At 57.8% G+C, this 23,483-nt stretch carries 32 protein-coding genes and 2 tRNA genes; 22 read left to right on the plus strand and 12 right to left on the minus strand.

Translation table 11 applies throughout. The features are described 5' to 3' along the window. Positions 1 to 4: 4 nt before the first annotated feature. The 3 genes from UB90_RS00400 (at position 5) to UB90_RS00410 (ending at position 2,912) form a co-directional block, all read left to right on the plus strand. Positions 5 to 1,096, plus strand: a complete 1,092-nt coding sequence (locus UB90_RS00400; protein WP_065324572.1) for a 2Fe-2S iron-sulfur cluster-binding protein — start codon at positions 5 to 7, stop codon at positions 1,094 to 1,096. A 144-nt stretch (positions 1,097 to 1,240) separates the two neighbouring features. Further along, positions 1,241 to 2,104, plus strand: a complete 864-nt coding sequence (locus tag UB90_RS00405; RefSeq protein WP_065324573.1) for a branched-chain amino acid aminotransferase — start codon at positions 1,241 to 1,243, stop codon at positions 2,102 to 2,104. A 352-nt stretch (positions 2,105 to 2,456) separates the two neighbouring features. Then, positions 2,457 to 2,912 (plus strand): universal stress protein, encoded by a 456-nt coding sequence (locus UB90_RS00410; RefSeq protein ID WP_005626394.1) that lies wholly within the window; start codon positions 2,457 to 2,459, stop codon positions 2,910 to 2,912. Positions 2,913 to 2,990: 78 nt separating this feature from the next. Here the strand turns inward: UB90_RS00410 and UB90_RS22905 are convergent, their stop codons facing one another. Both UB90_RS22905 and UB90_RS00420 read right to left on the minus strand, forming a co-directional pair. Beyond that, on the minus strand, positions 2,991 to 3,215 hold the full coding sequence (locus UB90_RS22905; protein WP_065324574.1) for a hypothetical protein: 225 nt from the start codon (positions 3,213 to 3,215) through the stop codon (positions 2,991 to 2,993). Further along, positions 3,215 to 3,289 (minus strand) — tRNA-Thr (locus UB90_RS00420). Before UB90_RS00420 ends, UB90_RS22905 begins: the two co-directional genes overlap by 1 nt. 83 nt (positions 3,290 to 3,372) lie before the next feature. Between UB90_RS00420 and UB90_RS22910 the strand changes: the two genes are divergently transcribed. The 15 genes from UB90_RS22910 to UB90_RS00495 all read left to right on the plus strand — a co-directional run bounded on the left by UB90_RS22910 (position 3,373) and on the right by UB90_RS00495 (position 12,938). Then, positions 3,373 to 3,528, plus strand: coding sequence for a hypothetical protein (locus UB90_RS22910; protein ID WP_005626392.1), 156 nt, complete (start codon positions 3,373 to 3,375; stop codon positions 3,526 to 3,528). A gap of 5 nt (positions 3,529 to 3,533) precedes the next feature. After that, the gene (gene murA, locus UB90_RS00425; protein ID WP_065331831.1) at positions 3,534 to 4,805 is read left to right on the plus strand and encodes a UDP-N-acetylglucosamine 1-carboxyvinyltransferase; all 1,272 of its coding nucleotides are present in this window, start codon (positions 3,534 to 3,536) and stop codon (positions 4,803 to 4,805) included. Continuing rightward, complete coding sequence (locus tag UB90_RS00430) at positions 4,805 to 5,281, plus strand: DUF2948 family protein (RefSeq protein WP_065324575.1); 477 nt, start codon at positions 4,805 to 4,807, stop codon at positions 5,279 to 5,281. The genes murA and UB90_RS00430 overlap by 1 nt, the downstream gene beginning before the upstream one ends. A gap of 80 nt (positions 5,282 to 5,361) precedes the next feature. Further along, on the plus strand, positions 5,362 to 6,666 hold the full coding sequence (gene hisD / locus UB90_RS00435) for a histidinol dehydrogenase (protein ID WP_065324576.1): 1,305 nt from the start codon (positions 5,362 to 5,364) through the stop codon (positions 6,664 to 6,666). A gap of 279 nt (positions 6,667 to 6,945) precedes the next feature. Further along, positions 6,946 to 7,425, plus strand: a complete 480-nt coding sequence (locus UB90_RS00440) for a UPF0262 family protein (protein ID WP_005620767.1) — start codon at positions 6,946 to 6,948, stop codon at positions 7,423 to 7,425. A gap of 3 nt (positions 7,426 to 7,428) precedes the next feature. Next, on the plus strand, positions 7,429 to 7,884 hold the full coding sequence (locus UB90_RS00445) for an arsenate-mycothiol transferase ArsC (RefSeq protein ID WP_065323767.1): 456 nt from the start codon (positions 7,429 to 7,431) through the stop codon (positions 7,882 to 7,884). Continuing rightward, positions 7,885 to 8,280 carry a ketosteroid isomerase-related protein gene (locus UB90_RS00450; RefSeq protein ID WP_065324577.1) on the plus strand — a complete coding sequence of 132 codons (396 nt, stop codon included), beginning with the start codon at positions 7,885 to 7,887 and terminating at the stop codon, positions 8,278 to 8,280. Then, positions 8,280 to 8,867 carry a GNAT family N-acetyltransferase gene (locus tag UB90_RS00455; RefSeq protein ID WP_065324578.1) on the plus strand — a complete coding sequence of 196 codons (588 nt, stop codon included), beginning with the start codon at positions 8,280 to 8,282 and terminating at the stop codon, positions 8,865 to 8,867. Before UB90_RS00450 ends, UB90_RS00455 begins: the two co-directional genes overlap by 1 nt. 106 nt (positions 8,868 to 8,973) lie before the next feature. Further along, the gene (locus UB90_RS00460) at positions 8,974 to 9,852 is read left to right on the plus strand and encodes a carbon-nitrogen hydrolase family protein (RefSeq protein ID WP_065324579.1); all 879 of its coding nucleotides are present in this window, start codon (positions 8,974 to 8,976) and stop codon (positions 9,850 to 9,852) included. A gap of 84 nt (positions 9,853 to 9,936) precedes the next feature. Beyond that, positions 9,937 to 10,155, plus strand: a complete 219-nt coding sequence (gene infA / locus UB90_RS00465; protein WP_005620785.1) for a translation initiation factor IF-1 — start codon at positions 9,937 to 9,939, stop codon at positions 10,153 to 10,155. Between the two features lie 132 nt (positions 10,156 to 10,287). After that, complete coding sequence (locus tag UB90_RS00470) at positions 10,288 to 10,869, plus strand: Maf family protein (RefSeq protein ID WP_065324580.1); 582 nt, start codon at positions 10,288 to 10,290, stop codon at positions 10,867 to 10,869. Further along, the gene (locus tag UB90_RS00475; protein WP_065324581.1) at positions 10,866 to 11,888 is read left to right on the plus strand and encodes a ribonuclease E/G; all 1,023 of its coding nucleotides are present in this window, start codon (positions 10,866 to 10,868) and stop codon (positions 11,886 to 11,888) included. Before UB90_RS00470 ends, UB90_RS00475 begins: the two co-directional genes overlap by 4 nt. Beyond that, positions 11,885 to 12,067, plus strand: coding sequence for a DNA gyrase inhibitor YacG (locus UB90_RS00480; protein WP_065324582.1), 183 nt, complete (start codon positions 11,885 to 11,887; stop codon positions 12,065 to 12,067). The genes UB90_RS00475 and UB90_RS00480 overlap by 4 nt, the downstream gene beginning before the upstream one ends. Positions 12,068 to 12,148: 81 nt before the next feature. Beyond that, positions 12,149 to 12,223 (plus strand) — tRNA-Phe (locus UB90_RS00485). A 349-nt stretch (positions 12,224 to 12,572) separates the two neighbouring features. Beyond that, positions 12,573 to 12,938 carry a phosphoglycerate kinase gene (locus UB90_RS00495; RefSeq protein WP_065331833.1) on the plus strand — a complete coding sequence of 122 codons (366 nt, stop codon included), beginning with the start codon at positions 12,573 to 12,575 and terminating at the stop codon, positions 12,936 to 12,938. 43 nt (positions 12,939 to 12,981) lie between these two features. Here UB90_RS00495 and UB90_RS00500 read toward each other — a convergent pair whose 3' ends face one another. From UB90_RS00500 to UB90_RS00515, 4 genes are all read right to left on the minus strand, one after another. Further along, a complete protein-coding gene (locus UB90_RS00500; protein WP_065331834.1) occupies positions 12,982 to 14,058 on the minus strand; it encodes a tyrosine-type recombinase/integrase in 1,077 nt (358 codons plus the stop codon). Between the two features lie 21 nt (positions 14,059 to 14,079). Further along, on the minus strand, positions 14,080 to 14,319 hold the full coding sequence (locus UB90_RS00505; protein WP_065331835.1) for a helix-turn-helix transcriptional regulator: 240 nt from the start codon (positions 14,317 to 14,319) through the stop codon (positions 14,080 to 14,082). A 67-nt stretch (positions 14,320 to 14,386) separates the two neighbouring features. Continuing rightward, positions 14,387 to 14,689: a hypothetical protein gene (locus tag UB90_RS22785; protein WP_131818799.1), complete on the minus strand. Its 303-nt coding sequence runs from the start codon at positions 14,687 to 14,689 to the stop codon at positions 14,387 to 14,389. Positions 14,690 to 14,761: 72 nt separating this feature from the next. After that, positions 14,762 to 14,953: a hypothetical protein gene (locus tag UB90_RS00515; RefSeq protein ID WP_065331837.1), complete on the minus strand. Its 192-nt coding sequence runs from the start codon at positions 14,951 to 14,953 to the stop codon at positions 14,762 to 14,764. 641 nt (positions 14,954 to 15,594) lie between these two features. Here UB90_RS00515 and UB90_RS00525 point away from each other — a divergent pair. After that, the gene (locus UB90_RS00525) at positions 15,595 to 15,828 is read left to right on the plus strand and encodes a hypothetical protein (RefSeq protein WP_065331839.1); all 234 of its coding nucleotides are present in this window, start codon (positions 15,595 to 15,597) and stop codon (positions 15,826 to 15,828) included. Positions 15,829 to 15,974: 146 nt separating this feature from the next. After that, complete coding sequence (locus UB90_RS00530) at positions 15,975 to 17,078, plus strand: tyrosine-type recombinase/integrase (protein ID WP_207517325.1); 1,104 nt, start codon at positions 15,975 to 15,977, stop codon at positions 17,076 to 17,078. A 238-nt stretch (positions 17,079 to 17,316) separates the two neighbouring features. On the opposite strand, the gene UB90_RS00535 is transcribed toward UB90_RS00530, so the two are convergent. Beyond that, positions 17,317 to 17,697, minus strand: coding sequence for a hypothetical protein (locus UB90_RS00535; protein WP_065331841.1), 381 nt, complete (start codon positions 17,695 to 17,697; stop codon positions 17,317 to 17,319). A 402-nt stretch (positions 17,698 to 18,099) separates the two neighbouring features. Between UB90_RS00535 and UB90_RS00540 the strand changes: the two genes are divergently transcribed. Then, positions 18,100 to 19,044, plus strand: coding sequence for an ArdC family protein (locus UB90_RS00540; protein WP_065331842.1), 945 nt, complete (start codon positions 18,100 to 18,102; stop codon positions 19,042 to 19,044). A 53-nt stretch (positions 19,045 to 19,097) separates the two neighbouring features. Here the strand turns inward: UB90_RS00540 and UB90_RS00545 are convergent, their stop codons facing one another. From UB90_RS00545 to UB90_RS00560, 4 genes are read right to left on the minus strand one after another with little or no spacing between them, the layout of a single operon-like run. Continuing rightward, positions 19,098 to 19,352 carry a hypothetical protein gene (locus UB90_RS00545; protein WP_065331843.1) on the minus strand — a complete coding sequence of 85 codons (255 nt, stop codon included), beginning with the start codon at positions 19,350 to 19,352 and terminating at the stop codon, positions 19,098 to 19,100. After that, a complete protein-coding gene (locus UB90_RS00550; protein WP_065331844.1) occupies positions 19,349 to 19,600 on the minus strand; it encodes an H-NS histone family protein in 252 nt (83 codons plus the stop codon). Before UB90_RS00550 ends, UB90_RS00545 begins: the two co-directional genes overlap by 4 nt. Before the next feature lie 19 nt (positions 19,601 to 19,619). Next, positions 19,620 to 20,135 (minus strand): J domain-containing protein, encoded by a 516-nt coding sequence (locus UB90_RS00555; RefSeq protein WP_065331845.1) that lies wholly within the window; start codon positions 20,133 to 20,135, stop codon positions 19,620 to 19,622. Beyond that, entirely contained in the window at positions 20,132 to 21,751 is a 1,620-nt protein-coding gene (locus UB90_RS00560) for a type IV secretory system conjugative DNA transfer family protein (RefSeq protein WP_065331846.1), read from the minus strand. Before UB90_RS00560 ends, UB90_RS00555 begins: the two co-directional genes overlap by 4 nt. A gap of 95 nt (positions 21,752 to 21,846) precedes the next feature. Here UB90_RS00560 and UB90_RS00565 point away from each other — a divergent pair, with 95 nt between their 5' ends. Beyond that, positions 21,847 to 22,650 carry a hypothetical protein gene (locus tag UB90_RS00565; protein WP_065331847.1) on the plus strand — a complete coding sequence of 268 codons (804 nt, stop codon included), beginning with the start codon at positions 21,847 to 21,849 and terminating at the stop codon, positions 22,648 to 22,650. Between the two features lie 92 nt (positions 22,651 to 22,742). Here UB90_RS00565 and UB90_RS00570 read toward each other — a convergent pair whose 3' ends face one another. Beyond that, positions 22,743 to 23,465, minus strand: a complete 723-nt coding sequence (locus UB90_RS00570; protein WP_065331848.1) for a DUF7662 domain-containing protein — start codon at positions 23,463 to 23,465, stop codon at positions 22,743 to 22,745. Positions 23,466 to 23,483 lie beyond the last annotated feature (18 nt).

Genomic DNA, 23,483 nt, shown 5'->3' on the forward strand with positions numbered 1-23,483 from the left:
CTCCATGGCCCGCTTTCACCCTCTCGAAGTCACCGACATCAAACACACCATCCGCGACGCGGTGGTGGTCACGCTGAAGCCCATCAATGGCGCGGCGGCAGAGTTTGACTTCACCCAAGGCCAATACCTCACGTTTCGCCGCGATTTCGACGGCACCGAGTTGCGCCGCAGCTATTCGATCTGTGCCGGCAAGGACGAGGGTATCCTGCAAGTCGGCATCAAACGGGTCGATGGCGGCGCTTTCTCGACCTGGGCCAACACCGACCTCAAGGTCGGCGATACGGTCGAGGCGATGCCGCCGCAGGGTCGGTTTTTCACTGATCTCGATGCAGCAGCCGAGAAACACTATCTGGGCTTTGCCGGTGGCTCCGGCATCACGCCGGTGCTGTCGATCCTGAAAACCACCCTGCAGGCAGAACCCCAGTCCCGTTTCACGCTGGTTTACGCCAACAAGGGCATCAACTCGATCATGTTCCGCGAGGAAATCGAGGACCTGAAGAACCGCTACATGGGGCGTCTGTCGGTGATCCATGTGCTGGAGGCCGACGCGCAGGAGGTGGATCTGTTCACCGGACTGGTCACGCAGGAGAAATGCGCCCAGCTGTTTGAGCGCTGGATTCCGATCCAAAGCATCGACACCGCGTTCATCTGCGGACCGGAGCCGATGATGCTTGGCATTGCCGAGGCACTGCGCACAGCAGGCCTCTCGGACGCGCAGATCAAGTTCGAACTCTTCGCCTCCAACCAGCCCGGACGCGCTGCGAAAAAAGCCGCCAGCGGAAATGCCGCCGCGAGCGCGCCGGTTACCGCCGCGAGCGCGCCGGTTACCGCTGCGATCACGCTGGATGGGGCCACCCGCTCGGTGACGCTGGATCGCAATACCAGCGTGCTAGAAGCCGCATTGGACAACGCCATGGATGCTCCGTGGTCGTGCCGCGCCGGTGTCTGCTCCACCTGTCGCTGTCGCGTGATCGAGGGCGAGGTTGAAATGGCCGCCAACCACGCGCTGGAGGATGACGAGGTGGCCAAGGGCTTTGTGTTGTCCTGTCAGGCCTATCCGCTGACCGACAAGCTGGTCGTAAGCTACGACGAATAAGCGCGCCTTAGCGCGACAGATCGATACATTTCTGGCAGATTGCTCGATATGTGTCGATCTGGCCTTTCGGCTGGACCTCGCCGCGCCTGCCCCCTAACGTCCCGACAAATCACCCAAGACGTTCCAAGAACCCGAGGTTTCCCAATGGCTGTCGGCAAGACGATCCGCACCTATTTCAACGGCCAATGGCATGATGGCGATGTGCCGATCATGTCCGCCGCCGACCATGCCGCGTGGCTTGGCTCTTCCGTCTTTGACGGAGCACGCTGGTTTGACGGCGTCAGCCCCGACCTCGACAAACACTGCGCCCGCGCCAACGCCTCTGCCGAGGCGCTGATGATGGCCGCCACAGTGCCCGCCGATCAGATGGTGGAAATCGTGAACGAGGGGCTAAAGGCCTTCTCCCCCGACAGCGCCGTCTATATCCGCCCGATGTATTGGGCCAGCGAAGGCGATCAGACCCTGATCGCGCCCGCACCTGAGGCCACGCAATTTGCGATCTGCCTTGAGGAAATCCCGATGGCACCAGAGGCGGCCTCTGCCACCCTGACCCGCACCCGCTTTCGTCGCCCGGTTCTGGAATCCTCAGTCGTGAACGCCAAAGCCGGCTGCCTCTATCCAAACAATGCCCGCATGCTGCGCGAGGCGCGCGCCAAAGGGTTCACCAACACTCTGACCTGCGATGTCATGGGCAATGTGGCTGAAACCGCGACAGCCAATGTCTTTATGGTAAAGGACGGCGAGGTCTTTACGCCAATTGCCAATGGCACGTTCCTTGCCGGTATCACACGGGCGCGCCACATCGAGAACATGCGCGCAGACGGGATCGCGGTGCATGAAACCGTGCTGAGTTATGCCCATTTTGAAAGCGCGGATGAGATCTTCCTGTCCGGCAACATGTCCAAAGTCACGCCTGTGACGGCCTTTGACGATGTGAGCTATCAGCATGGCTCTGTTACGCGCCGCGTGCGGGAACTTTACTGGGATTGGGCGAAATCCGGCAACTGACCCCCCGGTTGTACTGCCCAACCCACAGCGGGAACGCTCCCGCCCCCGCGCGATCTTCTGGCTGCGCCAAAGATCCCTGGCGGCGTTGGGCCGCGCATCTCAGCCCTAACGGACTGCGATGCGGTTGCACCCAGATCCTGCCTTCACCGCAAAACGCAACTGCGCCGGACGGCAGTCCGGCGCCCGGCCCAACGGATTGCATGGCATTTTTAATGCAATGAAATCGGGCGGGAGCACCCCCTTCCTCCGGCGACGTTCCACCCGACACGGATGACAAATGCGATCACAGGCCTCTATTGCGCGGGAGGGTTGCATCGGCCAATATAGCCGAGACACGACAACAGAGGTTTTGATGCGCAAATTCTTGGTCGTCCTCGACGACAGCCGTGAATGCCTGAACGCCATGCGCTTTGCCGCGATGCGCGCTTCCAACACCGGTGGTGGCGTGGTGATTCTGTCGGTCATCCCACCGGATGAATTCAACCACTGGATCGGTGTTGGCGAAGTGATGCGCGAAGAAGCCCGCGAACGCATCCATGCTCATTTCGAGGTCTTTGCCAAATGGATGCGTGACCGCCAAGGTGTCGATCCTGAACTGGTGATCCGCGAAGGTGACATCGTGCCGGAAATTCTCGCCCAGATCGAAGCCGACCCGGAAGTCGGCATTTTGGTTTTGGGTGCCGCCAGTGATCGCAAAGGCCCCGGTCCCATTGTCACCCAATTGACCCGCACCGCAGGTACGCTGCCGTTTCCGATCACGATTGTGCCTGGTGATATGTCCAAAGAAAAACTGGAAGCAATCACTTAGGATCAGAGTTCACGGCCTATCAGCATTGCAGAGCGATCATCAAACATCCGGTTTACCAAGCGCGCAGGTCGGTGTTCATCACATCAGCCCCCATGAAACGGCACGTCGCAACCTCGCCACCGCACATTCGACAGAAGACGGGACAACCAAAGCCTTTGCAGTGCGGGAAGGATAGTTCAGAAGTTCGCCGAACCCAATATATACAGTGACGGCCCAACCAACGATCAGCTCAAACCAACTGAAAAGGGCTGAATAAGCCAGCTTCAGCAGCTTCTGGGTATACTGGTGTGCAACTGATTTCATGGTGCTGCTGGAGAGAATTGAACTCTCGACCTCTCCCTTACCAAGGGAGTGCTCTACCTCTGAGCTACAGCAGCGCCGTGTGGGGGCTTCTATGCATATTCTCAGGAGAGCGCAAGAGCATCTGGACGGTTTTTTTTGACTAAGTTAGACAAGCTCTATGGCAGAGAAAAAGAAACCCACCGGTAACCGATCCGAGGCCTCTCGCGAGGACCGCTTAAAAGCGGCACTCAAGGCGAATATGGCCCGGCGCAAGGCGCAAGCCAAAGCACGGTCCGAACAAAAAGACGGCGCCTCGGGCGACGCTGAAGGATAGAGCAGATGGATTCGATTTTGGTAACTGGCAACGGCCCGCTAAACGGAGTGATTCCGATTGCCGGGGCCAAAAACGCGTGCCTGACGCTGATGCCCGCCACCTTGTTGAGCGAAGAACCGCTGACCCTCACAAATGCACCGCGCCTCAGCGACATTCGCACCATGACCTCATTGCTGCAATCGTTGGGGGCGGAAGTCTCCGCGCTGCAAGAAGGGCAAGTGCTGGCCATGTCCAGCCATGGGCTCGACAATCACACGGCACATTATGACATCGTGCGCAAAATGCGGGCATCGATTTTGGTGCTCGGCCCCATACTGGCCCGCGAAGGGCATGCGGTGGTGTCATTGCCGGGTGGCTGCGCCATCGGTGCACGTCCGGTTGATCTGCACCTCAAAGCGCTGGAAGCGATGGGTGCGGAACTGGATCTACGCGACGGCTACGTCCATGCCAAAGCACCGGGCGGACGTCTTACCGGTGGAACCGTGGATTTCCCTATTGTCTCGGTGGGGGCGACGGAAAATGCGCTGCTGGCAGCAACTTTGGCCAAAGGCACCACAGTGCTGAAGAACGCGGCGCGTGAGCCTGAAATTATCGATCTGGCCGAGTGCCTTATTAAGATGGGCGCTCAGATTGAAGGGCACGGCACCAGCACGATCACCATTCAGGGCGTTGATCGACTGCATGGCGCGACTCATCCGGTGGTCACAGACCGGATTGAACTGGGCACCTATATGCTGGCCCCTGCGATCTGCGGCGGCGAAGTGGAACTGCTGGGCGGTCGGCGCAATCTGCTGGAGGCCTTCTGCGCAAAGCTCGAAGAGGCTGGCGTGGACATCTCAGAAACCGATGCGGGCCTGAAAGTGAGCCATAAATCGGGCCGCGTCAAAGCCGTCGATGTGGTCACGGAACCCTTCCCCGGCTTTCCGACCGACCTGCAAGCGCAGATGATGGCATTGATGTGCACCGCCGAGGGTGAATCGGTGCTGGAAGAAAAGATCTTTGAGAACCGCTTTATGCACGCCCCGGAACTGATGCGGATGGGGGCACAGATTGATGTCCATGGCGGCACCGCCAAAGTCACCGGCGTTGAACGCCTGAAGGGTGCGCCCGTGATGGCGACAGATCTGCGCGCCTCCGTGTCGCTGATCCTTGCAGGGCTGGCGGCAGAAGGTGAGACGCGCGTCAGCCGGGTCTACCACCTGGATCGCGGCTATGAACATGTGGTGCGCAAGCTCTCTGCGGTGGGCGCCAAGATTGAACGCATCAAGGAAGACTAATGTCCGATGCCAGCTTTGAAGACGGCCGCGAACGCCCCCTGAACCTCGGTGCCTATGAGGCTGAGGATCTGGAGGTCATCTCCTCGCTTGTTCAGGATGCAGTGTTTCCTGTCACGGAAATGAGCTGGCGCGCCTCTGCGCGCCGCTTCGCCATTCTCCTGAACCGGTTTCGCTGGGAAGACCGCGTCGCTGCCGAGCGTCGCGGGCGTGCCTATGAGCGGGTACAATCTGTGCTGCTTGCCGAAAACGTCCTGAACGTGGCCTCTCAGGGGATTGATCGCACCGATAAGGATATGATCCTGTCGGTGCTATCCGTTACTTTTGAGCCGGGCCAAGATGGCGCCGGGCATCTGTTGCTGACGCTTGCAGGGGACGGAGCAATCCGCCTGTCCGTGGAGGCACTTGAAGTCACACTCAAGGACGTGACACGCCCCTACCGCGCACCGTCCAAACACATGCCACAGCACGATACATGACACCACGCGCAATCTCGCGGCCAATCAAACTTGAGGCAGACGCACAGGCAGGGTAAGGCTCCACACAAAGGAGTGCCGTAATGCCCGTATTTCTGACCTCTTCCGATGCCGACTTCGAACAGTCCTTCACCGCGCTGCTGGGCGCAAAGCGTGAGGACAGCCCGGATGTGGACGCAATTGTTGCAGATATCATTGCTGACGTGCGCCACCGGGGGGATGACGCGCTGCTGGAGTTGACGGAAAAATTCGACCGGCTCGCCCTCAAGGATGCAAACGCGCTGCGGATTTCGGCTAAGGAGGTCGATGCGGCCATCGCAACTGTATCAGACGCAGAGCGCAGCGCACTCGAACTCGCGGCCGACCGCATTCGCGCCTATCATGCCGAGCAGATGCCCGAGAACAAGACCTGGACCGATGCGAGCGGTGCAACGCTGGGCTGGCGCTGGTCGGCGGTGTCTGCGGCGGGGCTCTATGTGCCCGGCGGTCTGGCAAGCTACCCGTCGTCCGTGTTGATGAACGCCATTCCGGCCAAGGTTGCAGGTGTCGAGCGCCTTGCGGTGACCGTGCCCACCCCGGACGGGCAAATCAATCCGCTGGTTCTGTTGGCCTGCCGCATTTCTGGCGTGGACGAAATCTACCGCGTGGGGGGCGCGCAGGCCGTGGCCGCGTTGGCCTATGGCACCAAAACCATCGCGCCTGTCGACAAGATCACCGGCCCCGGCAATGCCTTTGTTGCGGCGGCCAAGCGCCGTGTGTTCGGCAAGGTCGGCATCGATATGATTGCGGGGCCTTCGGAAATCCTTGTGATTGCCGACAAGAACAACAACCCCGACTGGATCGCGCTCGACCTCCTGAGCCAGGCCGAGCATGACGAGAGCGCGCAATCCATTCTGATCACGGATGATGCAGACTTCGGCAAGGCCGTCGCGGCTGCGGTGGACAAACGGCTGGAAACGCTGGAGCGGCGCGCCATCGCAGGTGTGAGCTGGCGCGATTTTGGTGCCGTGATTGTAGTGCGCGATCTGGATGAGGCGGCCATGCTTTCTAATCGGATTGCACCGGAGCATCTGGAGCTGTGCGTCGCCGATCCCCAAGATCTGAGCGAGAAAACCATCCATGCCGGTGCGATCTTTATGGGGCAGTATACTCCAGAGGCTATCGGAGATTATGTCGGTGGCCCCAACCACGTCTTGCCCACCGCCCGTTCGGCCCGGTTTTCCTCTGGCCTGTCGGTGATGGATTTCATCAAGCGCACCACGCTCAGCCAGATGACACCAGAGGCACTGCGCGCAATCGGCCCTGCCGCAGCAACGCTTGCCAAAAGCGAGAGCCTTGAGGCACATGGGTTGTCGGTCTTGGCACGGCTGGACGCATTAAACACCTGAATGCGAAGGTTCAGCCAGTGGGGCTGCCCTCCCGCTGACTGAACCTGTTGCAGGCCGAAACTTGACGCTTCGGACACAGGTTGATGAAAGTGCCGTCACGGTTAATAGAGTATTGACGCCAAGGCGCGACAGCTCGCTTTTCTCTCAACTCTCACAGATTTAATGCAGCGATGACGTGACACTTGCGCAATGATTGCGCAGGGTCAGTCAACACGCCCGATTGTGCGAGAGGAAGCGATCCGCTAGGTCATGAGGGGAGACAGTACTGGGACCAGAGCCATGAGCCGGATCAGCCAAATTGAACTAGACGATCGCAACCTGCCGCCGCCAACGCCGGAAATTGAGCAGGAACGCAAAGTCGCAATTTTCGATCTGATCGAAGACAATAGCTTTGTACTGCCCAAACGTGATGAGCGCGACACGCCCGAGGGGCCTTATCACCTCGCACTCTCGATCCGCGAAAAGCGTCTGGTCTTTGATATCGAGACTGAAGGCGGCGACAAGGCGGCGGAGTTTCACCTGTCGCTGTCGCCCTTTCGTCAGGTGGTCAAAGACTACTACCAAATCTGCGAAAGCTACTTCACCGCGGTCAAAACCCTGCCTCCGAGCCAGATCGAGACCATCGATATGGCGCGCCGGGGCATTCACAACGAAGGCAGCCGCGTCCTGCAAGAACGCCTTGAAGGCAAGGCGGAGGTGGATACCGATACCGCCCGTCGCCTGTTCACCCTGATCTGCGTTTTGCACTTCGGAGGCTGATGCGTGACGGAGCTGCCGCAGTCCATTTTGTTCTGCTGTGACCACAACGCGGTCCGATCCCCAATGGCCGAGGGGATCATGAAAAAACTTTATGGAACCGGCACCTATGTGCAATCCGCCGGGGTCAAGAACGATCTTGAGATCGATGGGTTTTGCATCTCCGTCTGTCAGGAGATTGACGTGGAGCTGTCCCGGCATCGCTCCCGCTCCTTTGACGAGATGGAGCAATGGGGCGATGATATTTCCTCATACGATTTGGTGATTGCGCTTTCTCCGGCGAGCCAGCGCCGCGCGCTGGAACTCACCCGTTTTTTTCACCTCGATGTCGAATATTGGCCAATTATGGACCCAACTGGGCTCGGCGAGTCGCGGCAAGCAAAGCTAGAAAGCTACAGACAAACCCGAGACCAGATCCTCGAGCGGCTGATTGCGCGCTGGGGAAACCCGACGGAGACATAAATGAACGACACAATTGCGCGCTATTTCAACGCCTTCAACGCCGGTGACACCGATGGCATGCTTGCATGCCTCGCCGATGATGTGGCCCATCACGTCAACGAGGGGAATATCCGCGTCGGCAAAGAGAAATTCGCAGACTTCTGCGCCCATATGAGCCGCTGCTACCGCGAAGAGCTGACCGATATGGTGATCCTTGCCAACACGGATGCGACACGGGCAGCGGCGGAATACACCGTAAATGGCACCTATTTGCAGACCGATGAAGGCCTGCCGGAAGCGCATCAGCAAACCTACAAGCTGCCCGCGGGATCATTTTTTGACCTGCGCGACGGCCTCATCACCCGCGTCACCACCTATTACAACCTCTCTGACTGGATCAAACAGGTCTCTGCCTGATGGTCCTGCGGATTGAGACCCTGACCGGCGCAGCACTTGAGGCCGCGCTGGACGATGTGGCGCGCCTGCGGATCGAGGTGTTTCGCGCGTGGCCCTATCTCTATGATGGCGATCTTGCTTACGAGCGTGATTATTTACAAAGCTATCGCGACAGCGCAGGCGCGGTCGTTGTCGGCGCATTTGATGCAGATCGTTTGGTGGGGGCGGCGACTGGCACCCCTCTGGCCGATCACGCAGATGACTTCGCCGCAGCCTTCGCCCAAAGCACGCTCAACATGGCGGACATTTTTTACTGCGCGGAATCGGTGCTTTTGCCTGCTTATCGCGGCCAAGGCGCAGGGCACGGTTTTTTCAATGCCCGAGAGGCTCACGCGCGCGAGCTGGGGTTCGCCAAGTCCGCATTCTGCAGCGTGATACGCCCCAAAGAGCATCCGCTGCACCCTACGGGATATACCCCGCTTGATCCGTTTTGGCGCAAACGTGGCTATCAGCCACTGCCGGGGGTTGTTGCAGAATTCGCTTGGAAGGACATAGACCAGCCCAAGGAAAACACCAAAGCCTTGCAGTTCTGGCTCCGGGATCTCTAAAACTCTCCTCGACCCCAACGTCCCCTGGCCGTGGCAGCGCCGCACACACTGTTCGACGGTCGCATAATCGGCTAGCCATATGGCAAGACCTTTAATGGAGTTCCCTATGAAGATCGCAACCGCCGCCTATCCGCTTGACTGGCTTGAGAGTTGGAACCACTACGAGGACAAACTATCGAAATGGGTCTCGAACGCGGCAGGCAACGGCGCGGATTTGCTGGTGTTTCCCGAATATGGGGCGATGGAACTCGCCACACTCGATGGCACTGAGATCGCAGGCAACCTCGAAGCTTCCATTCAATCCGTCTCCGACAAGATGGAAGAGGCGGCCGCGCTTCATCTGAAGCTGGCGGCAGAGCACAATGTACACATCCTCGGAGCCTCTGCCCCCGTGCATGCAGGCTTTGCGCGCCCTGTGAACCGAGCGGAGTTTTATACGCCCACAGGCCAGCGCGATCATCAGGATAAACAAATCATGACGATGTTCGAGCGCGCCCCATGGGATATCGCGCCGGGCGGCCCGCTCAAGATGTTCGACACAACACTTGGCAAGATTGCAGTATTGATCTGTTATGACAGCGAATACCCGCAGCTGGCACGCGCATTGTCTGAGGCAGATATGATCCTTGTGCCATCCTGCACCGAAGCCTTGGCCGGGTACTGGCGGGTTCGCATTGGTGCCATGGCGCGTGCGCTGGAACAGCAATGCATTACCGTAATGGCATCGGTGGTCGGCTCTGCCGCATGGTCAGAGGCCGTCGACGAAGGCTGCGGCATGGGCGGTATCTTTGGCCCACCAGATACGGGGTTTCCCGGCACCGGCGTGATCGCAGAAGGCACGCTCAATCAGCCGGGCTGGACATATGGCGAGGTGGATCTTCAGGCGGTTCACCACGTGCGCCGCGCCGGTGTTGTCCGCAACCGCAGCCACTGGGATGAGCAGGAAACGCGGGTCAAAGATGTTGTTAACCATAAACTGCTATAAAAGCGCTCTTGAAAAATGGGGCAAATAGGCCCATTTAAGCGCACGTCCCGTCTGTATTCGGGAAAACACAACTATGGAGACAACATGGCCAAGGAAGATACGCTCGAATTTCCCGGTGTCGTGAAGGAACTCCTGCCAAACGCGACGTTTCGGGTCGAGCTGGAAAACGGCCATGAAATCATAGCACATACGGCAGGCAAGATGCGTAAGAACCGCATCCGTGTCCTCGCAGGCGACCGGGTCCAGGTGGAAATGACACCTTACGACCTCACCAAAGGACGGATCAACTACCGCTTCAAGTAAGCGCGATTCGTTTTAGATGGTAAGAGCCCGGCCCGGTGCCGGGCTTTTGTTTTGCCGCCGCTTTCGGTTTCATGGTTTTCTGCCGCTGCCTGCAGGCCTAGAACAGGGCGGCACAACAGCAGGAGTTCAGGCATGGGGTTTATTCTTGGCTCGGGTAGCCCGCGTCGGTTGGAACTATTGGCACAACTGGGCGTAACCCCCGATGATATCCGCCCGCCGGATATTGATGAGACTCCACTCAAAGGGGAACTGCCCCGCGATTATTGCGCGCGCGTAACCCGTGAGAAAGTACAGGCCGTGACTGCAGCGCCCGACGATCTGGTACTATGTGCTGATACCACGGTGGCGCTTGGGCGGCGCATTATGGGCAAGCCTCGCGACGCAGGCGAGGCCGCAGAATTCCTGCTCGCCCTGTCTGGTCGCCGCCACCGCGTCATTACCTCCGTGGCGCTGCGCCAAAACGATAAACTGTGGCAGCGTGACGTCGTGAGCCAAGTCAAAATGAAGCGCCTCTCGGACGAAGAACTTAACGGCTACCTCGCGACAGGCGATTGGGACGGCAAGGCAGGCGGCTACGCCATTCAGGGTTCTGCGGGTGCTTTGATCCCGTGGATCAGTGGTTCTTTCACCGCCATCGTGGGCCTGCCATTGGCCGAGACCGCCACCCTGCTGCAAACGGCGGGATATCCCCTCTACAAGGACAAAGCACCATGAAGGGCACTCAGATCATTCTCGATCACATCAACGGGCGTGAAGCCGCGGCCCTGATGATCGATGGAACACTCGACGATTTTCTGATCGCAGGCGATGCACCCCTGCCCGGCACCATCTATCGCGCCCGCGCCGATCGCCCCGTAAAAGGCCAGGGGGGCATGTTCCTCAGCACGCCCGACGGTCCTGCCTTCTTGCGTCAGGTGAAGGGTCTCGCGCCCGGACAGATGCTGCTGGTTCAGGTCACAGGCTACGCTGAACCCGGCAAAGCCCTACCCGTCACACAGAAGCTGCTGTTCAAGAGCCGCTATGCAATCGTGACTCCGGACGCGCCGGGGCTGAATATCTCCCGCGCAATTCGCGATGAAGACGAACGCGACCGTCTCCTTGAAATTGCACATACGGAGATGGATGGCGTGGATTTTGGATTGATCCTGCGCTCGGTCTGCGCTGGTGCCGATCCGGAGGACATTGCCGAGGATATCGCCACCATGGTCGCCACCGCCCGCCAGGTGCTTGAGGATCCGTCGGAGACATCCGAAGTTCTACATGAAGGCGACGCGCCCCATCTGCAGGCTTGGCGCGAATGGACCGATCCGGCACAAATCGAACAAGACCCCGGCGGTTTTGAGCGCTGCGGTGTTCTGGACGCGCTCGACTCCGTCCGCACTGGCAAAATTTCCATTGGAGCGGGCGCTTTTCTTTACGTGGAGCGCACTCGTGCGCTGGTAGCAGTAGATGTGAACACCGGTAGCGACACCTCGCTTGCCGCAGGCGTTAAGGCCAACATGGCCTGTGCGCGTGCCTTGCCCCGTGCGCTGCGCTGTCTCGGCCTCGGTGGCCAGATCGTCATTGACGCCGCACCCATGCCAAAGAAAGATCGCCGTGCGTTTGAAAGCGCTCTGCGTGCGGCCTTCAAATCTGACCCCGAAGAAACCACGCTCGTGGGTTGGACCACCCTCGGACATTTCGAGCTACAACGAAAACGCGCGCGCCTGCCCCTGTCGGAGATTCTGTCATGAGTTGCCCGATTTGTGGCGAGCCCACCCTACAGAGCTACCGCCCCTTCTGCAGCAAACGCTGCGCCGATCTGGACCTCGCAAAATGGCTGAACGGTAGCTATTCGGTCCCGAGTGAGGATCAGGAAGATCTTGAAAATGCACTAGAACAGCAAGAGTCGCAGTCCCTGACCGAACATTAGTGATTTTCTTTCAAAAAGCCTCTGGACACTGTCGCACACAGCGCATAGAAGGCCCTCACCCAAGGCGAGACGCCTTCCCGTGCCCGGGTAGCTCAGGGGTAGAGCAGTGGATTGAAAATCCTCGTGTCGGTGGTTCGATTCCGCCCCCGGGCACCATTCATCACCCTAGATGTAATGAAATCAGCGCCTTAAGAGATGGATTTGTCCCACCGCCGTCCGGCATGGGCAAAAGTGGGACTTTTTTGTTCGCGCTCTGTGCTTGGAGACATCATTATCTTGGCCGTCGGCCATCCTCCCCATCTTCGCTGCCATCGCCTTTCACTCTTTTGGTGATCGCCCTTGAAGTTATCGTCCGCGACCTTGCCAGCGGTCGCGTTGCCTTCAATGTCCGGCCCGCACCATCCGCCAAGGCGGACCGTGTTAAACATGAAGCCCCCGCTTCTCCCGCCGTCTTTCCGGGGCGCGTCCATCAAGGACGCCAACCCAAGAGAGAAAGGAAAAGACAATGGGACTTGATATGTATGCAATGGTGACTGACGAGCAGTTCGACAGCGAGGTGGATTTCAAGCCAGAGCGGCCCACCGAACTGCACTACTGGCGCAAGCATCCGAACCTTCACGGCTGGATGGAACAGCTCTACTTCGACAAAGGTGGCAGCGCTGACAGTTTCAACTGCGTCTGCGTGGCACTGACAGAGGCCGATCTGGATCGCCTGGAAGCTGATATCAAAGGGGCTGGTTTGCCAGAGACCTGCGGCTTCTTCTTCGGTGCCTCCGATGGCACGGAAACCGAAGACGATCTTGCCTTCGTCGCCAAGGCCCGCGAGAGGGTCAAAAACGGCTATACCGTCTTTTATGACTCGTGGTGGTAGTGATCCCCCCCCCCGAAGCGGTCGAAAGCCGCTTCGGCAGCTTTCAGCCTTGGTCGCGCGAGAGATGCTTCATGCCGGATGCTGCTAGCACCTTCTGGCGGGCAGCACGGGTATAGCGCGAGGCTTCCTTCATCGTGCTCCAGCCGAAGATCGCCATGAGCTGACGCTCGGTCGCGCCGTTCTCGGCCGCTAGCGCCGCACCGGCCTTGCGAAGACCGTGTGCCGAGCAGTGCTTAAGACCCGCTGCGTCGCACTGTTTGCGAAACCAGTTGCCGAAGCCATTCGAAGTGAAGGGCTTGCCGAACGCCGTCATCAGAAAAGCAAGGTTGCCTGTCGGCGTCGCATCGATCACGGCGTCCAGCTCCGGAAGGACGGGGATCGATAGCGTAACTGGTTTTCGGCTACGGTTCTTTTGCTGCGTTAGCGTTAGCCAGCCATCTTTGATGTGCTGGGGGCCGAGCCGCACAACGTCTGAGCGGCGCTGTCCGGTGTAGAGCAGCAGCGCAAGCGCGAGTCGTGCCTTCGAGCCAAGCGCATGGTGTTGCTCAAACTGCGCAACTTCTTCCATCGTCCAGGAATGAAAGCCTTCGCTCGCCGAGCGGATATAAGGGACGTCTCGTGCGGGATTGCGATCGGCGAACTCATACTCGACCGCGAAGTTGAAGATTTGGCGCAGCGCTTTTACAACGCCGTTGGCCGCTTCCGGCGTGTCTGCCCTATCGTCGCGCATCTTGCGCACGTGGCGCGCTTCAAGCAGCGCGTACGGGTTCTTGCCATTCTTCTCGCAGACGCCATCGAGAATGCGGCGGCGGACATATTGCGTGCGCGGTGCCAGGCGCTTGAATTCAGCGGAAGCGAAGTATTGCTCACAGAGCCATTTGAACGTGCCCTTGTTGCCGCGCCGGTCGAGCGCAGGCGCTTGCGGCTTTTCCTGCGCGTCGTGCAGAGCCCTGCGATACTCATCCAGAAATTCCTGCGTGCCGGGCTGGCTCTTAAGTCTTATCTTCGGCTGACCGGGCTTGCGCAGGTAAACGCGCACATTGCCATGGCGGTCGGTGTCTTCGACCACGTGTTTCAGGCGAAAACTGCCTGTGCCATCTCTCATTCTGAATGTCGGCATCGCTCTATGCCCTTTATTGCATCAATCATCCCATGGGTTGTCTTGAACGGTCTCTCCATCAGGAATCAGCTCGAAGGCCTGGTCAAGCCTTATCCTGTCCCAAACTGTTCGGCTGTTGATCCGCTTTGGTGGCGGCATCCGGCCATCGTAAACCAGAATGTCAAAGAGCGAGGGCGATACGCCGACATAGGCGGCGGCCTCCACACGGGAAAGGCCGCGCGGCGCCAAAGAATGGGGAAGTATGTTTTTGCTTTTGACCATCTTGCCCCGGAATATGGAGCAAGACCTGCCTTGGCGCGCGGACACAAGCTGGACAAGGTAAGCCTCGTCAGTTTGGTGAGAGTGTTCTGATGAGCGCTGCAAGAGTTTCGCGTGCTGCCATAGCGCGCAAGACTGGATCGCGAATTTCGAGGTTCTGTCTGAACCGCGTGCAGTGTTCCGGCCGGGTCATGTGCCTTTCCAGAAAGCGCAGCGCCTGTCTGACTTCATCACTGCGCGCGTCCTCATTCGCGCACCGGAATACGGCATCGCTGAGGGTCGATACAGCATCGCGGATGAGCCGCTGATGGGAATTGCCATCAGCCCAATGCTCAAAATAAGCTACCTTATCTATATCGTCAGAAGAGAACATTATAGGAACATATTCGAGATTCGGTTACGGAGCAACAAAATCCCTCACCCAAGATCGGGCGAGGGATGAGCCTTAGATTGTGGGCGTGTTCGCCGAGCGTTGGGCGATGGCGCGGCTGATATTCTCGATGCTGGCGATTGCGTTGCGGCGATCCACGCTTCCGGCTTCGCTTGCAACCATCTCTTCGTGAGCCTTGCGGAACAACGTTCGAAGTTCTGGGATGCTGCGTCCGTCCAGGGCTGCGGCTGTAAATATCTTTGACATGGTAATCTCCTTGTCTGTCGTAGTTGACCCCGACCACCGGGACCTTTCGCCGTTCCCCCCACATCATCATCGGCAGGAAGAAGGTTCCCGTGGACGGCAGGTCGAGCGGAGGCAGACAAGCGGGACGCCATACAGAAAAGAGATCAGCGCAGACCATCGGCGCAGGTAGCCCAGATGCGAAGTGACTGTTTCAGATCATGAAAGTTTGTCGGAAGATGGCTTGGAGAGCCGATTTCGCGAGCGCAGCATAGATAAAATGCAAGATAAATTTAACGAAATTCTAAGGACGGACTGCCAAGCTTAAAGAATATTTATATGATTTTTTTAGGGCTTTTGATGACGAGAAAATATCCGGGCAAGCCATCACCGTATCTGACGGTGGATTACTCCCGATTGGGCACAATATCGCTGGACGAGTTTCGGCAAGCAATCCTAACCGATCTCCATGTTCTGGAGGACGTGCACAACGTCCAGTTCATCACCGCACCGCTGCTAAGAGTTCAAGTTACCGATGAGTTTGGTGATCCACACTCTGTTCGTAATCTCGGTGACGGTAAGCCCATCTACCGTATGCATACACGTCATTTTCGGCCGTCCTGCTGGGACTACGAGCCGTAAAGCTATGCTGAAAGGAGGGCGTTATGGAACCGCCATGCTATCTGCGTATCGATCAAGTTAGAACTCTTTTGGCCGAAATGGGCATCGAACTATCCGAGCGCCAGATCAAGCGGGCTGCCGACCCTGATCCCAATGGCAAGCGGAAACTGCCATTCTTTGTCGATCCAATAGACGGGCGACTAAAGATCGAAAAAGGGACGCTTGTGCGAATTTATCGTGAAGCACAAATAGATGCTGAAAATAGTTCCAAGATTTGATAGCGTGGAGAACTTTTCAAGAACAAAAATTGCAACAAGTAATGTCGGATATAAGAAAAAGGACAGGTAAAAAGGGCACGACGTACCAAGTCAGATACCCAAATAGCGCAGCTAAGACAGGCTACGCTTACAAGACGTTCCGAACGATGAAGGAAGCGCGGGCGTTTAGTGAAACGTTGGGAATGCGCCCTAACGTACCGGTCGATACATCCATCAGGACAGTCCCGCAGGCAATCGATCGATGGCTAGAGATTTGCTTCAAGGAAGGTCGCGATGGCCGCGATCCGGTAACGCCATACACTCACAAAATCTATTCCTACCGTGCCGATATCATGAAGGCTTATGGTTGGGAGAAAGACCTGCACGAACTGCAGACGCCAGATGTCGTCAAGTTTCGGTCCTGGCTTTTGCGAGATTATACACGAGATCAAGCCAAGAAAGTGATGTCGTCCTTCCATTCCGTCGTGAAGGAAATGGCGCTGCGGGGCCACATAGCAAGCAATGTTGCCAGCGGCGTCAGTGTCCGGTCCGACTCTCGTTACGACAAGCCGGTTGATCTCCCGAGCGCAAAAGATATTGCTGCGTTGCTCGCTGCCGCTGACCGTCTTGCAAACTCTTCTAACCGACAGACTGCGAGAACATGGGAACGCTATCGACCCATCCTTTACCTTGCAGCAGACAGCGGGATGCGCCCGCAGGAATATGTCGCGCTAGCGCGCGGCAACATCACAGATGGCGGTGTATTGGTAGACCGCGCCTTGGAACGCGGCGAAGCGCGTATCTCGGTGACAAAGACGCCCGCCGGTAGGCGGTTCATCGATCTGACGCCGGATGTCTTCGATATGGTTCGGCACTACGCTGATCACATCGCAGTCGATGGAAAGTATGATCTTGCCTTCCCGACGAAGTCAGGAAGATGGCTGACGCCCGATCATTGGCGCAAGCGCGGGTTCTATACAGCTTGCATTGAAGCTGGGCTCGTCGTGGAAGAGACCGTCGATGGGAGGATAGTGCAAAAGCCGAAGTTCAAACCGTACGATCTGCGGCATTTCTTTGCATCGATGCTGATAGAACAAAACTTGAACTTAAAGCGGATTCAGTATCTAATGGGACATGAAGACGTAACAACGACGTTGAACGTTTATGGCCACCTGATCGATCAGAAAGACCGAAGAGATAAGAGCAAGTTCAATCTTTTAGGAACTCTTTCCCAAAATCTATGTGGCAATTCTGTGGCAGATGGCCGCTAACCCGCTCTCAGAAACGTTTTCTCCGCAGCTTCCGGAGCCAAAGGCCGCAGGTTCGAATCCTGCAGGGCGCGCCATAACAAAATCAATGACTAAGCGGATTATTCTGGAAAGAAAATGACCAAAAATGCCGCTTTTGCCACAAATTGCTGATCCGCTGTAATCCGCAGAAATCCGCCCTCGTCTTTTTCGTTTTGAAATTCCTTGTGGCAATTTTGTGGCAAATCCTGTGGCGCGGCTATTATGGATCAGTCGGGCAGAATAGCGCCGCAATATCGCGAACAGCACGTTCAACCGTTTTGTCATGCTCGTAAGTGTGCATGCTTCGGCGCTCGTAATCGATGACATCGAACAGTGTCTTCCATCCCATCGGCAACCGTTCCTGGATAGGATTGAATATCGAGCTGTAGAAGAGCGCCGTGATGCAATCTCTGCGAAACAATTCTTCGGCAGCCTCAGCTTCTTCTATCAGCTTTGCTGCCTCGTCTGTGATGATCTCGCCCTGCTGATCCTCGGTCATACCGTAGAAGTCGCGATAATCCGTTTCTGCCAGTGCTGGAGCGCCAAGCGCGGCTGCAATTGTCACCAACAAGACGGCCTTCGGTGCGTTCCTGTTCGGCATGGCTTCAGTTCCCGTTTCTCATGCGTGACTTTCCGCTAGGGAGTGCAAATTTGTTCCCGTTGGTCACATCCGGTATGGCGGCTCTTGCGCAGGTCTCAGCACTTTGCCCTGTCTAGGTGCATCGATCAATCTGTGCGGCTCAGTGTTCGAACGCCACGACGAGCGGGTTTCTTGTCTGTGGCCATGGCGCCTTCCGTAAAGGCCTTCCTCAATCTCTGACGCATACTTGGCCGGGGGCGCCTCCCGGTCAACGGCCTGCCCGCACCATCCGTCCTCACCTCCGGTTCCGCCAGACCGTGTTGGCCGTACACGCGCCTAAAGGAGGCGCGATGACCAATCGGCTGAAACCCCCGTCCTTTTCGTGACGCGTCTTGAGGAAACGCCAAACGGAAGGAAATAGCCATGACCCGCAAAGACGAAAACACCCGCCTTAACAATCGTGGAGACATCTACACCCGCATCACAGATCAGATAATTACCGCCCTGGAGCAGGGCATCAAACCCTGGACGCAGCCATGGAACGCCGCACACGCCGCTGGCCCCGTCTCACGTCCGCTCCGACATAACGGACAGCCCTATAGCGGCATCAACGTCCTGAGCCTCTGGGCCTCCTCGATGGAACGCCACTTCGCCGCCCCGATCTGGATGACTTTCAAGCAAGCCCGAGAACTTGGCGGACACGTCCGCAAGGGCGAGAAAGGGTCGCCTGTCGTCTACGCCAACACGCTGACCCGCACCGAGCGCGACGATGCCACAGGCGAGGAGGTCGATCAGACCATCCCCTTCATGAAGGGCTATACGGTCTTCAACATCGAACAGATCGAGGGTTTGCCAGCGCACTACTACGCACCGGCGAAGACGCAGCGCAATCCCGATCAGCGGGTCGCCGCCGCTGATGCCTTCTTCGCCGATACCGGTGCCGATATCCGCCACGGTGGTAACAGCGCATACTACTGCCCGCCGCAGGACTACATCCAGATGCCGGTCTTCGAGAGCTTCCGCGATGCAGAGAGCTATTACGCCACCCTTGCGCATGAATGCACGCACTGGACGCGGCATAAGAGCCGCCTCGATCGGGATTTTGGCCGCGAGAAGTTCGGCGATGCCGGATATGCCCGCGAAGAACTTGTCGCTGAGTTGGGCGCTGCGTTCCTCTGCGCTGATCTGGGGATCACGTTCGAAGATCGCGAGGATCACGCTGCCTATATCGGCAACTGGCTGAAAGTCCTGCGCGATGACAAGCGCGCCATCTTCACTGCCGCCGCCCACGCGCAGCGTGCCGCAGACTTTCTCTACAGTTTGCAGACCCTGATCGACGAAGACGACGCGAATGAGGCCGCCGCGTAGGCGGCCTCACTTCTAGACGTCGAGGGCGGTGAACCCTTAACCCTTGCCGATGCTCAAAACGGTATTTCGCCCTCGTCAAACAGTTCAGGATCAGGCATGAGACCGGCTTCGAAAAAACATGTTTGAGCGAGGCGCTCATGGAGCGCCTCGCCGTCCTGCCGGTCCTGCTCTTCCCACTGATCAACGGCGTGGGCCAAAACCATGGCAGCAAATTCTTCCCGGTCATCATACGAAGCCCGTTCGGCGAGACGTTCGAGCTTTGGGCCGTAGGTCTCGCCGAGCTCGATGGTATAGAAATACCCGGTCATGTTGTTTCCTTTCTGCGCTGACGGCGACCGCGTTTTGTGTTTCGGGGCTCAAGAGAGACATCGAGGCCATGAGCTTTTGCGAGTTCTTTGATCTTGGCGATGGCTGCGCGTGTGCGTTCAGCCTCGCGGGCTTCAAGGATGGCGCTCGCTTGCTTTATCAGCTCGGTCAGTTGCTGATCCGTGGCTTGATTGAGTGCCTGCGGTGCAAAGGTTTCGGCTTTGGTTGGCGTGAGTGTCTGGTTTTCCATTGCATTTCCTTTCATTGATCTATGTCCAGCCCAGTTGTTTGCGAATTAGGTCCCGGGCGATGTTGATGGCCTTGGCGTGTGAAGGACTTCCCCCGAGATCGGGGTGCGCCTTGCGCATGGCCTTGCGGTAGGCTCGGGAGAGCTGTGCTTTGGTGAATCCTTCGACCGGCAGACCGAGCAGTTTGCAGGCAGGTACCCAGCCATTGATGCGCACAATTGTGGCATCTTCCCTGGCTTCTTCGCGGCCGAGGCGCTGCCATTCGGGTTCGGCTCTGAATGCCGACAGACCGCGCGCCTTTCGGGCTTTCTGTGCCGCGATGGCTGCGCTGCATCTGTCGCTGATCAGGTTGATCACGCGAGCCGGGATGGACGGCAGCACTTCCAGCAGAACGATTTCTGCCGAGATCAGCACCAGCATGAACGCGAAGCAGATCAGCCGCGTGACCAGCACGAAGGTGATGGCCACAAGGCCGCCAATCACGCCGAGTGCGACTGCGCCCCCGAAATACGTCAGATACACATCACCCGCCGTCATGACAGAACTCCGATCAGTTTGTGAATCGCAACGCCAAGCAGGCCGAGATACAGGAAAGCTGCCGCCGGATGCGGCGCCAGCAGACAGACCAGCAGGTGATAGAGATCACCCCACAATCCCTTCAGGCCTGCGCCGAGGGTGACAGGCGGCTTGCGCGACTGATACGGGTTGCGGTTAAACTGGCCTCGTAGTTCAGGGCGCTCCCAGTAAGGCGTTTTCTTTAGCGGCTGGGCTTCGAGGTTGCGGATGAACACGAGCTGACGTGTTGCATCAAAATGCAGAATCTCGTCCACCGTTAGCAGGGCGCGGCGCGTCTCAGACGAGCTGGCCTGGCCCTGCGCATTGGTCGAGCGGCTATGGGTTGTCTGCTCGCCCAGGAGCTTGCTGACATACTCGGCCGTCTCCAAGTCGCTGACGCCAATGAACTGCCGCAGCCCGCAATTTGCGATGAAGGTCTGCCACTGCTCGCCATAGAGCGCTTTGACCTGACCGATATTCTGGAAGATCGGCCACAGCACGACCTTGTACTTGCGCAACGTGGCAAGCCAGTTTGGAAATCGCGTTATTTTGCCAAGTGCTGCAGCCTCGTCGATCAGGAATAGCACCTTCGCGCGGGCAAGCGGGGCGCGCTGCATCTCCCAGATCGCGCAGCCGAGCGCGAGACGCGGGATGGCCGCATGGCTTTCGTTATACTCAAGCGGCAGGACAACAGAGATGACACCGCCCTTAAGCGCCTTGCCGGATTTTTTGCGTCCTTTCAGGATCGAGAAATCAACATCACTGCGCTTTAGGCTCTCGCGCACAACTTTATCGCCGAGCCAGACCAGGTCCTGCTGGACTGTGGACATCACCGCCGAGAATTCCGCCGGGGCTTGTTCTTCGCGGCGCTCCATCGAGGAAGCGGTCTTTGAGACGAACCCGTCGCCAGCAGTATTGGCGACCATCGCTTTGATCAGCGTCTCCCACTCATCAGCATCACCGTTGACCAGCGCATAGACCGTGCCGAGGTGGCGCGCACTTTTCGGCAGGGTGCTGATGACGTGCATCAGCACCGCCTGCAGGAAGCTGGTTGCTGCGTTCTTGAAATAGAGTGAGCTGCCATCTTCCTTGCCCGAACGCGGGATTAGAAGCTCTGCGATCAGCAGCGCTTCGGAGGCGAATGTCTCGCTATCGGCATCGAGGATGTCGAGCGGGTTGAAGCCGTGTCGCGGCAGCGCCCATGGCTTGTTTTCGAACATCCCGAACGGGTTGATGACACAGACTTCATAGCCCGCTTTGCGCCAGGATTTGATCGCCACAGCCGTGTTTTCACCGCCAGGGTCGATGGCAAAGGCAAAGCCAGGGAGCATCAGGTTCGGCAGGATTGTACACGTACCCTTGCCGCTGCCCGAAGGCCCAAAAGAGATGGCATGGGTGTCTTCGTAGTAGACTGGAAGAAGGCCCGTCCAGTCGCCGACTAGAATGCCTTTGCGCTTGAACAGTCTCGCGCGCATGGCAGTCCACGGCTTAAGCCAGCCTGCGCTGCCATAGGTCTTGGGGTCTTGCTTGAAGCGCCAGCCTAGAAGGCCGAGACCAAGGACGCCAGCGGCGGCGTATGAGATGATGCTACCAGACATTTTTTACCTTTCGTCAATTGACGCGGGTTCATGTGCTGGTTTTCTATGTTGGGCATATTTGCAGTAATTGCGCGGACACAAGCTGGACACGGAGCATGGGCGATACGCCGTCGATCTATTCAGATTTCCAGTATGAGCGGCTGCGGCTGCGCTTACTCGCGTTCCAGCGCAAGCACAGCAAGAAGCCGCAGGGTTTGGCCAATGACATCGTAAACCGTACGGGCTATGCGATGACCTATGATGGCGGGCGCAAGCGCGTGGAACGCTTCCTGAACAACGCTAACCGCGTGACCGATGATTTCGTTGCGGCGGTCGAAGCCTTCCTCGGGGACTTTCAGCTCGTAGACTATGAGAGCGCGGCACTCGCTCTTTCGAAGCTGACGCGCGGGCCGCAGGGTTCGCCGAGTGAAGAGGACATTTTGCGGTATGCAGGGGTCTACCACGCCGAGATGATCGGCCTGATGACCACCGAACATGAAACCAGCGGTGCAGGAAACACGGAGGGCAAAAGGATATGCGTGACGACTACCCTGCCTGATCCGGCCTATCCGGTGTTTCGGATGGCGCCGATGCATAATCATGCAGGGCTGTATGTCTGGGCAGCTAACGCATTGGTGAAGCCTGAAGAGGGGGCAAGGCCAGAGGACTTACAGAATGTCCCGTCACGCGGGATTGCATCTCGGTTCGGAGCGGATGGGCTGCTGATCGTGATCCGCGAGCCGCAATGCTCGTTCTATTACAATGTTCGCATTGCCAGCGATGCGCCGTTCACATTGTATGGCAATGGTCAGCATTTTTCTGACGATGATGGAGGCAGCCAATCTGTTCGTCCGATGCTGCCGTTCGATCCGCATTGTGAAATTCGCATGGTGCGGATCAACGAACAGGATGGGGAATAGGGCGCGTCCCCGTTCGGGCCGGGCTCTAGGCAGTTGCACTGCCCCAAGCCTGTAGTCTTGGCCGGGTGGTAACGATCCCTCGCGCAGAAGGGCTACAGGTTCAAGTTCTCCACTTCGGGGCTGTTAGAAGAGAGCAGTGCGGCATTTTCAAGCAACCTGCGCGTTACCTTGTCGGCAAGGTTGGCAAAGGAAGAGCCATCGCCGGTATCCACCGTGGCACCATGTTTGATCAGGTCAACGAAAATGGTTCCGCCCGCAGCAAGATGTTCCAGAAACGCGCTGTTAATCCTGAGATTGGTTGCCTGACTTGGTCCCGGTTTTCGGTAGTGGGCGAAGCGGCGGCGAACATTGGCTGTTTCACCAATATAGCTTTTGTCACCGGCTTTGGACAAAAGCCGAAATCGATAAAGTCCCGCCTCAGCGGCTACCTCTGGAAAGCGAAGTTCACCGTCCTCGCGCAATATTGCTCCAATTTCGTGCCATTGAAACTCCACGATTGCGCGTGTGGCCGGATACTCTTTACTCGGAGCTATGTCTGCAACTTGTCTGAGCGTAGGCTTGGTTTTGTCAGCAGCGTTTTTGCAGAACGAGACAGTTTCCGCAGTAAGGTTCAAACGTTCGGTCCGGGCACCGGCCAGCAGCCAAGACGACGCGTGACGCCCCGCGCTTGCGTCATTCGCCCACCAAGCCGGAAATTTTCGCGCACTGTCTGGCAGGGAAAAACCTAGGATGCGCTCAATTTCGGCAAAAGTCAGATGCAACTCGTCCACATCTTTGTCGTTCAGAAATTTGCCGAGCGCATCGTACTTTGCCATGAAATCCTCATCTTCAAA

The organism is Tritonibacter mobilis (assembly GCF_001681715.1).
Classification (GTDB): domain Bacteria; phylum Pseudomonadota; class Alphaproteobacteria; order Rhodobacterales; family Rhodobacteraceae; genus Epibacterium; species Epibacterium mobile.

What these genes read in the sequence shown, in the direction of transcription:
- UB90_RS00400 (WP_065324572.1), top strand. Translation starts at nt 5, where the DNA reads ATGGCCCGCTTTCACCCTCTCGAAGTCACCGACATCAAACACACCATC.
- UB90_RS00405 (WP_065324573.1), top strand. Translation starts at nt 1,241, where the DNA reads ATGGCTGTCGGCAAGACGATCCGCACCTATTTCAACGGCCAATGGCAT.
- UB90_RS00410 (WP_005626394.1), top strand. Translation starts at nt 2,457, where the DNA reads ATGCGCAAATTCTTGGTCGTCCTCGACGACAGCCGTGAATGCCTGAAC.
- UB90_RS22905 (WP_065324574.1), bottom strand. Translation starts at nt 3,215, where the DNA reads ATGAAATCAGTTGCACACCAGTATACCCAGAAGCTGCTGAAGCTGGCT.
- UB90_RS22910 (WP_005626392.1), top strand. Translation starts at nt 3,373, where the DNA reads ATGGCAGAGAAAAAGAAACCCACCGGTAACCGATCCGAGGCCTCTCGC.
- murA (WP_065331831.1), top strand. Translation starts at nt 3,534, where the DNA reads ATGGATTCGATTTTGGTAACTGGCAACGGCCCGCTAAACGGAGTGATT.
- UB90_RS00430 (WP_065324575.1), top strand. Translation starts at nt 4,805, where the DNA reads ATGTCCGATGCCAGCTTTGAAGACGGCCGCGAACGCCCCCTGAACCTC.
- hisD (WP_065324576.1), top strand. Translation starts at nt 5,362, where the DNA reads ATGCCCGTATTTCTGACCTCTTCCGATGCCGACTTCGAACAGTCCTTC.
- UB90_RS00440 (WP_005620767.1), top strand. Translation starts at nt 6,946, where the DNA reads ATGAGCCGGATCAGCCAAATTGAACTAGACGATCGCAACCTGCCGCCG.
- UB90_RS00450 (WP_065324577.1), top strand. Translation starts at nt 7,885, where the DNA reads ATGAACGACACAATTGCGCGCTATTTCAACGCCTTCAACGCCGGTGAC.
- UB90_RS00455 (WP_065324578.1), top strand. Translation starts at nt 8,280, where the DNA reads ATGGTCCTGCGGATTGAGACCCTGACCGGCGCAGCACTTGAGGCCGCG.
- UB90_RS00460 (WP_065324579.1), top strand. Translation starts at nt 8,974, where the DNA reads ATGAAGATCGCAACCGCCGCCTATCCGCTTGACTGGCTTGAGAGTTGG.
- infA (WP_005620785.1), top strand. Translation starts at nt 9,937, where the DNA reads ATGGCCAAGGAAGATACGCTCGAATTTCCCGGTGTCGTGAAGGAACTC.
- UB90_RS00470 (WP_065324580.1), top strand. Translation starts at nt 10,288, where the DNA reads ATGGGGTTTATTCTTGGCTCGGGTAGCCCGCGTCGGTTGGAACTATTG.
- UB90_RS00475 (WP_065324581.1), top strand. Translation starts at nt 10,866, where the DNA reads ATGAAGGGCACTCAGATCATTCTCGATCACATCAACGGGCGTGAAGCC.
- UB90_RS00480 (WP_065324582.1), top strand. Translation starts at nt 11,885, where the DNA reads ATGAGTTGCCCGATTTGTGGCGAGCCCACCCTACAGAGCTACCGCCCC.
- UB90_RS00495 (WP_065331833.1), top strand. Translation starts at nt 12,573, where the DNA reads ATGGGACTTGATATGTATGCAATGGTGACTGACGAGCAGTTCGACAGC.
- UB90_RS00500 (WP_065331834.1), bottom strand. Translation starts at nt 14,058, where the DNA reads ATGCCGACATTCAGAATGAGAGATGGCACAGGCAGTTTTCGCCTGAAA.
- UB90_RS00505 (WP_065331835.1), bottom strand. Translation starts at nt 14,319, where the DNA reads ATGGTCAAAAGCAAAAACATACTTCCCCATTCTTTGGCGCCGCGCGGC.
- UB90_RS22785 (WP_131818799.1), bottom strand. Translation starts at nt 14,689, where the DNA reads ATGTTCTCTTCTGACGATATAGATAAGGTAGCTTATTTTGAGCATTGG.
- UB90_RS00515 (WP_065331837.1), bottom strand. Translation starts at nt 14,953, where the DNA reads ATGTCAAAGATATTTACAGCCGCAGCCCTGGACGGACGCAGCATCCCA.
- UB90_RS00525 (WP_065331839.1), top strand. Translation starts at nt 15,595, where the DNA reads ATGGAACCGCCATGCTATCTGCGTATCGATCAAGTTAGAACTCTTTTG.
- UB90_RS00530 (WP_207517325.1), top strand. Translation starts at nt 15,975, where the DNA reads ATGAAGGAAGCGCGGGCGTTTAGTGAAACGTTGGGAATGCGCCCTAAC.
- UB90_RS00535 (WP_065331841.1), bottom strand. Translation starts at nt 17,697, where the DNA reads ATGCCGAACAGGAACGCACCGAAGGCCGTCTTGTTGGTGACAATTGCA.
- UB90_RS00540 (WP_065331842.1), top strand. Translation starts at nt 18,100, where the DNA reads ATGACCCGCAAAGACGAAAACACCCGCCTTAACAATCGTGGAGACATC.
- UB90_RS00545 (WP_065331843.1), bottom strand. Translation starts at nt 19,352, where the DNA reads ATGACCGGGTATTTCTATACCATCGAGCTCGGCGAGACCTACGGCCCA.
- UB90_RS00550 (WP_065331844.1), bottom strand. Translation starts at nt 19,600, where the DNA reads ATGGAAAACCAGACACTCACGCCAACCAAAGCCGAAACCTTTGCACCG.
- UB90_RS00555 (WP_065331845.1), bottom strand. Translation starts at nt 20,135, where the DNA reads ATGACGGCGGGTGATGTGTATCTGACGTATTTCGGGGGCGCAGTCGCA.
- UB90_RS00560 (WP_065331846.1), bottom strand. Translation starts at nt 21,751, where the DNA reads ATGTCTGGTAGCATCATCTCATACGCCGCCGCTGGCGTCCTTGGTCTC.
- UB90_RS00565 (WP_065331847.1), top strand. Translation starts at nt 21,847, where the DNA reads ATGGGCGATACGCCGTCGATCTATTCAGATTTCCAGTATGAGCGGCTG.
- UB90_RS00570 (WP_065331848.1), bottom strand. Translation starts at nt 23,465, where the DNA reads ATGGCAAAGTACGATGCGCTCGGCAAATTTCTGAACGACAAAGATGTG.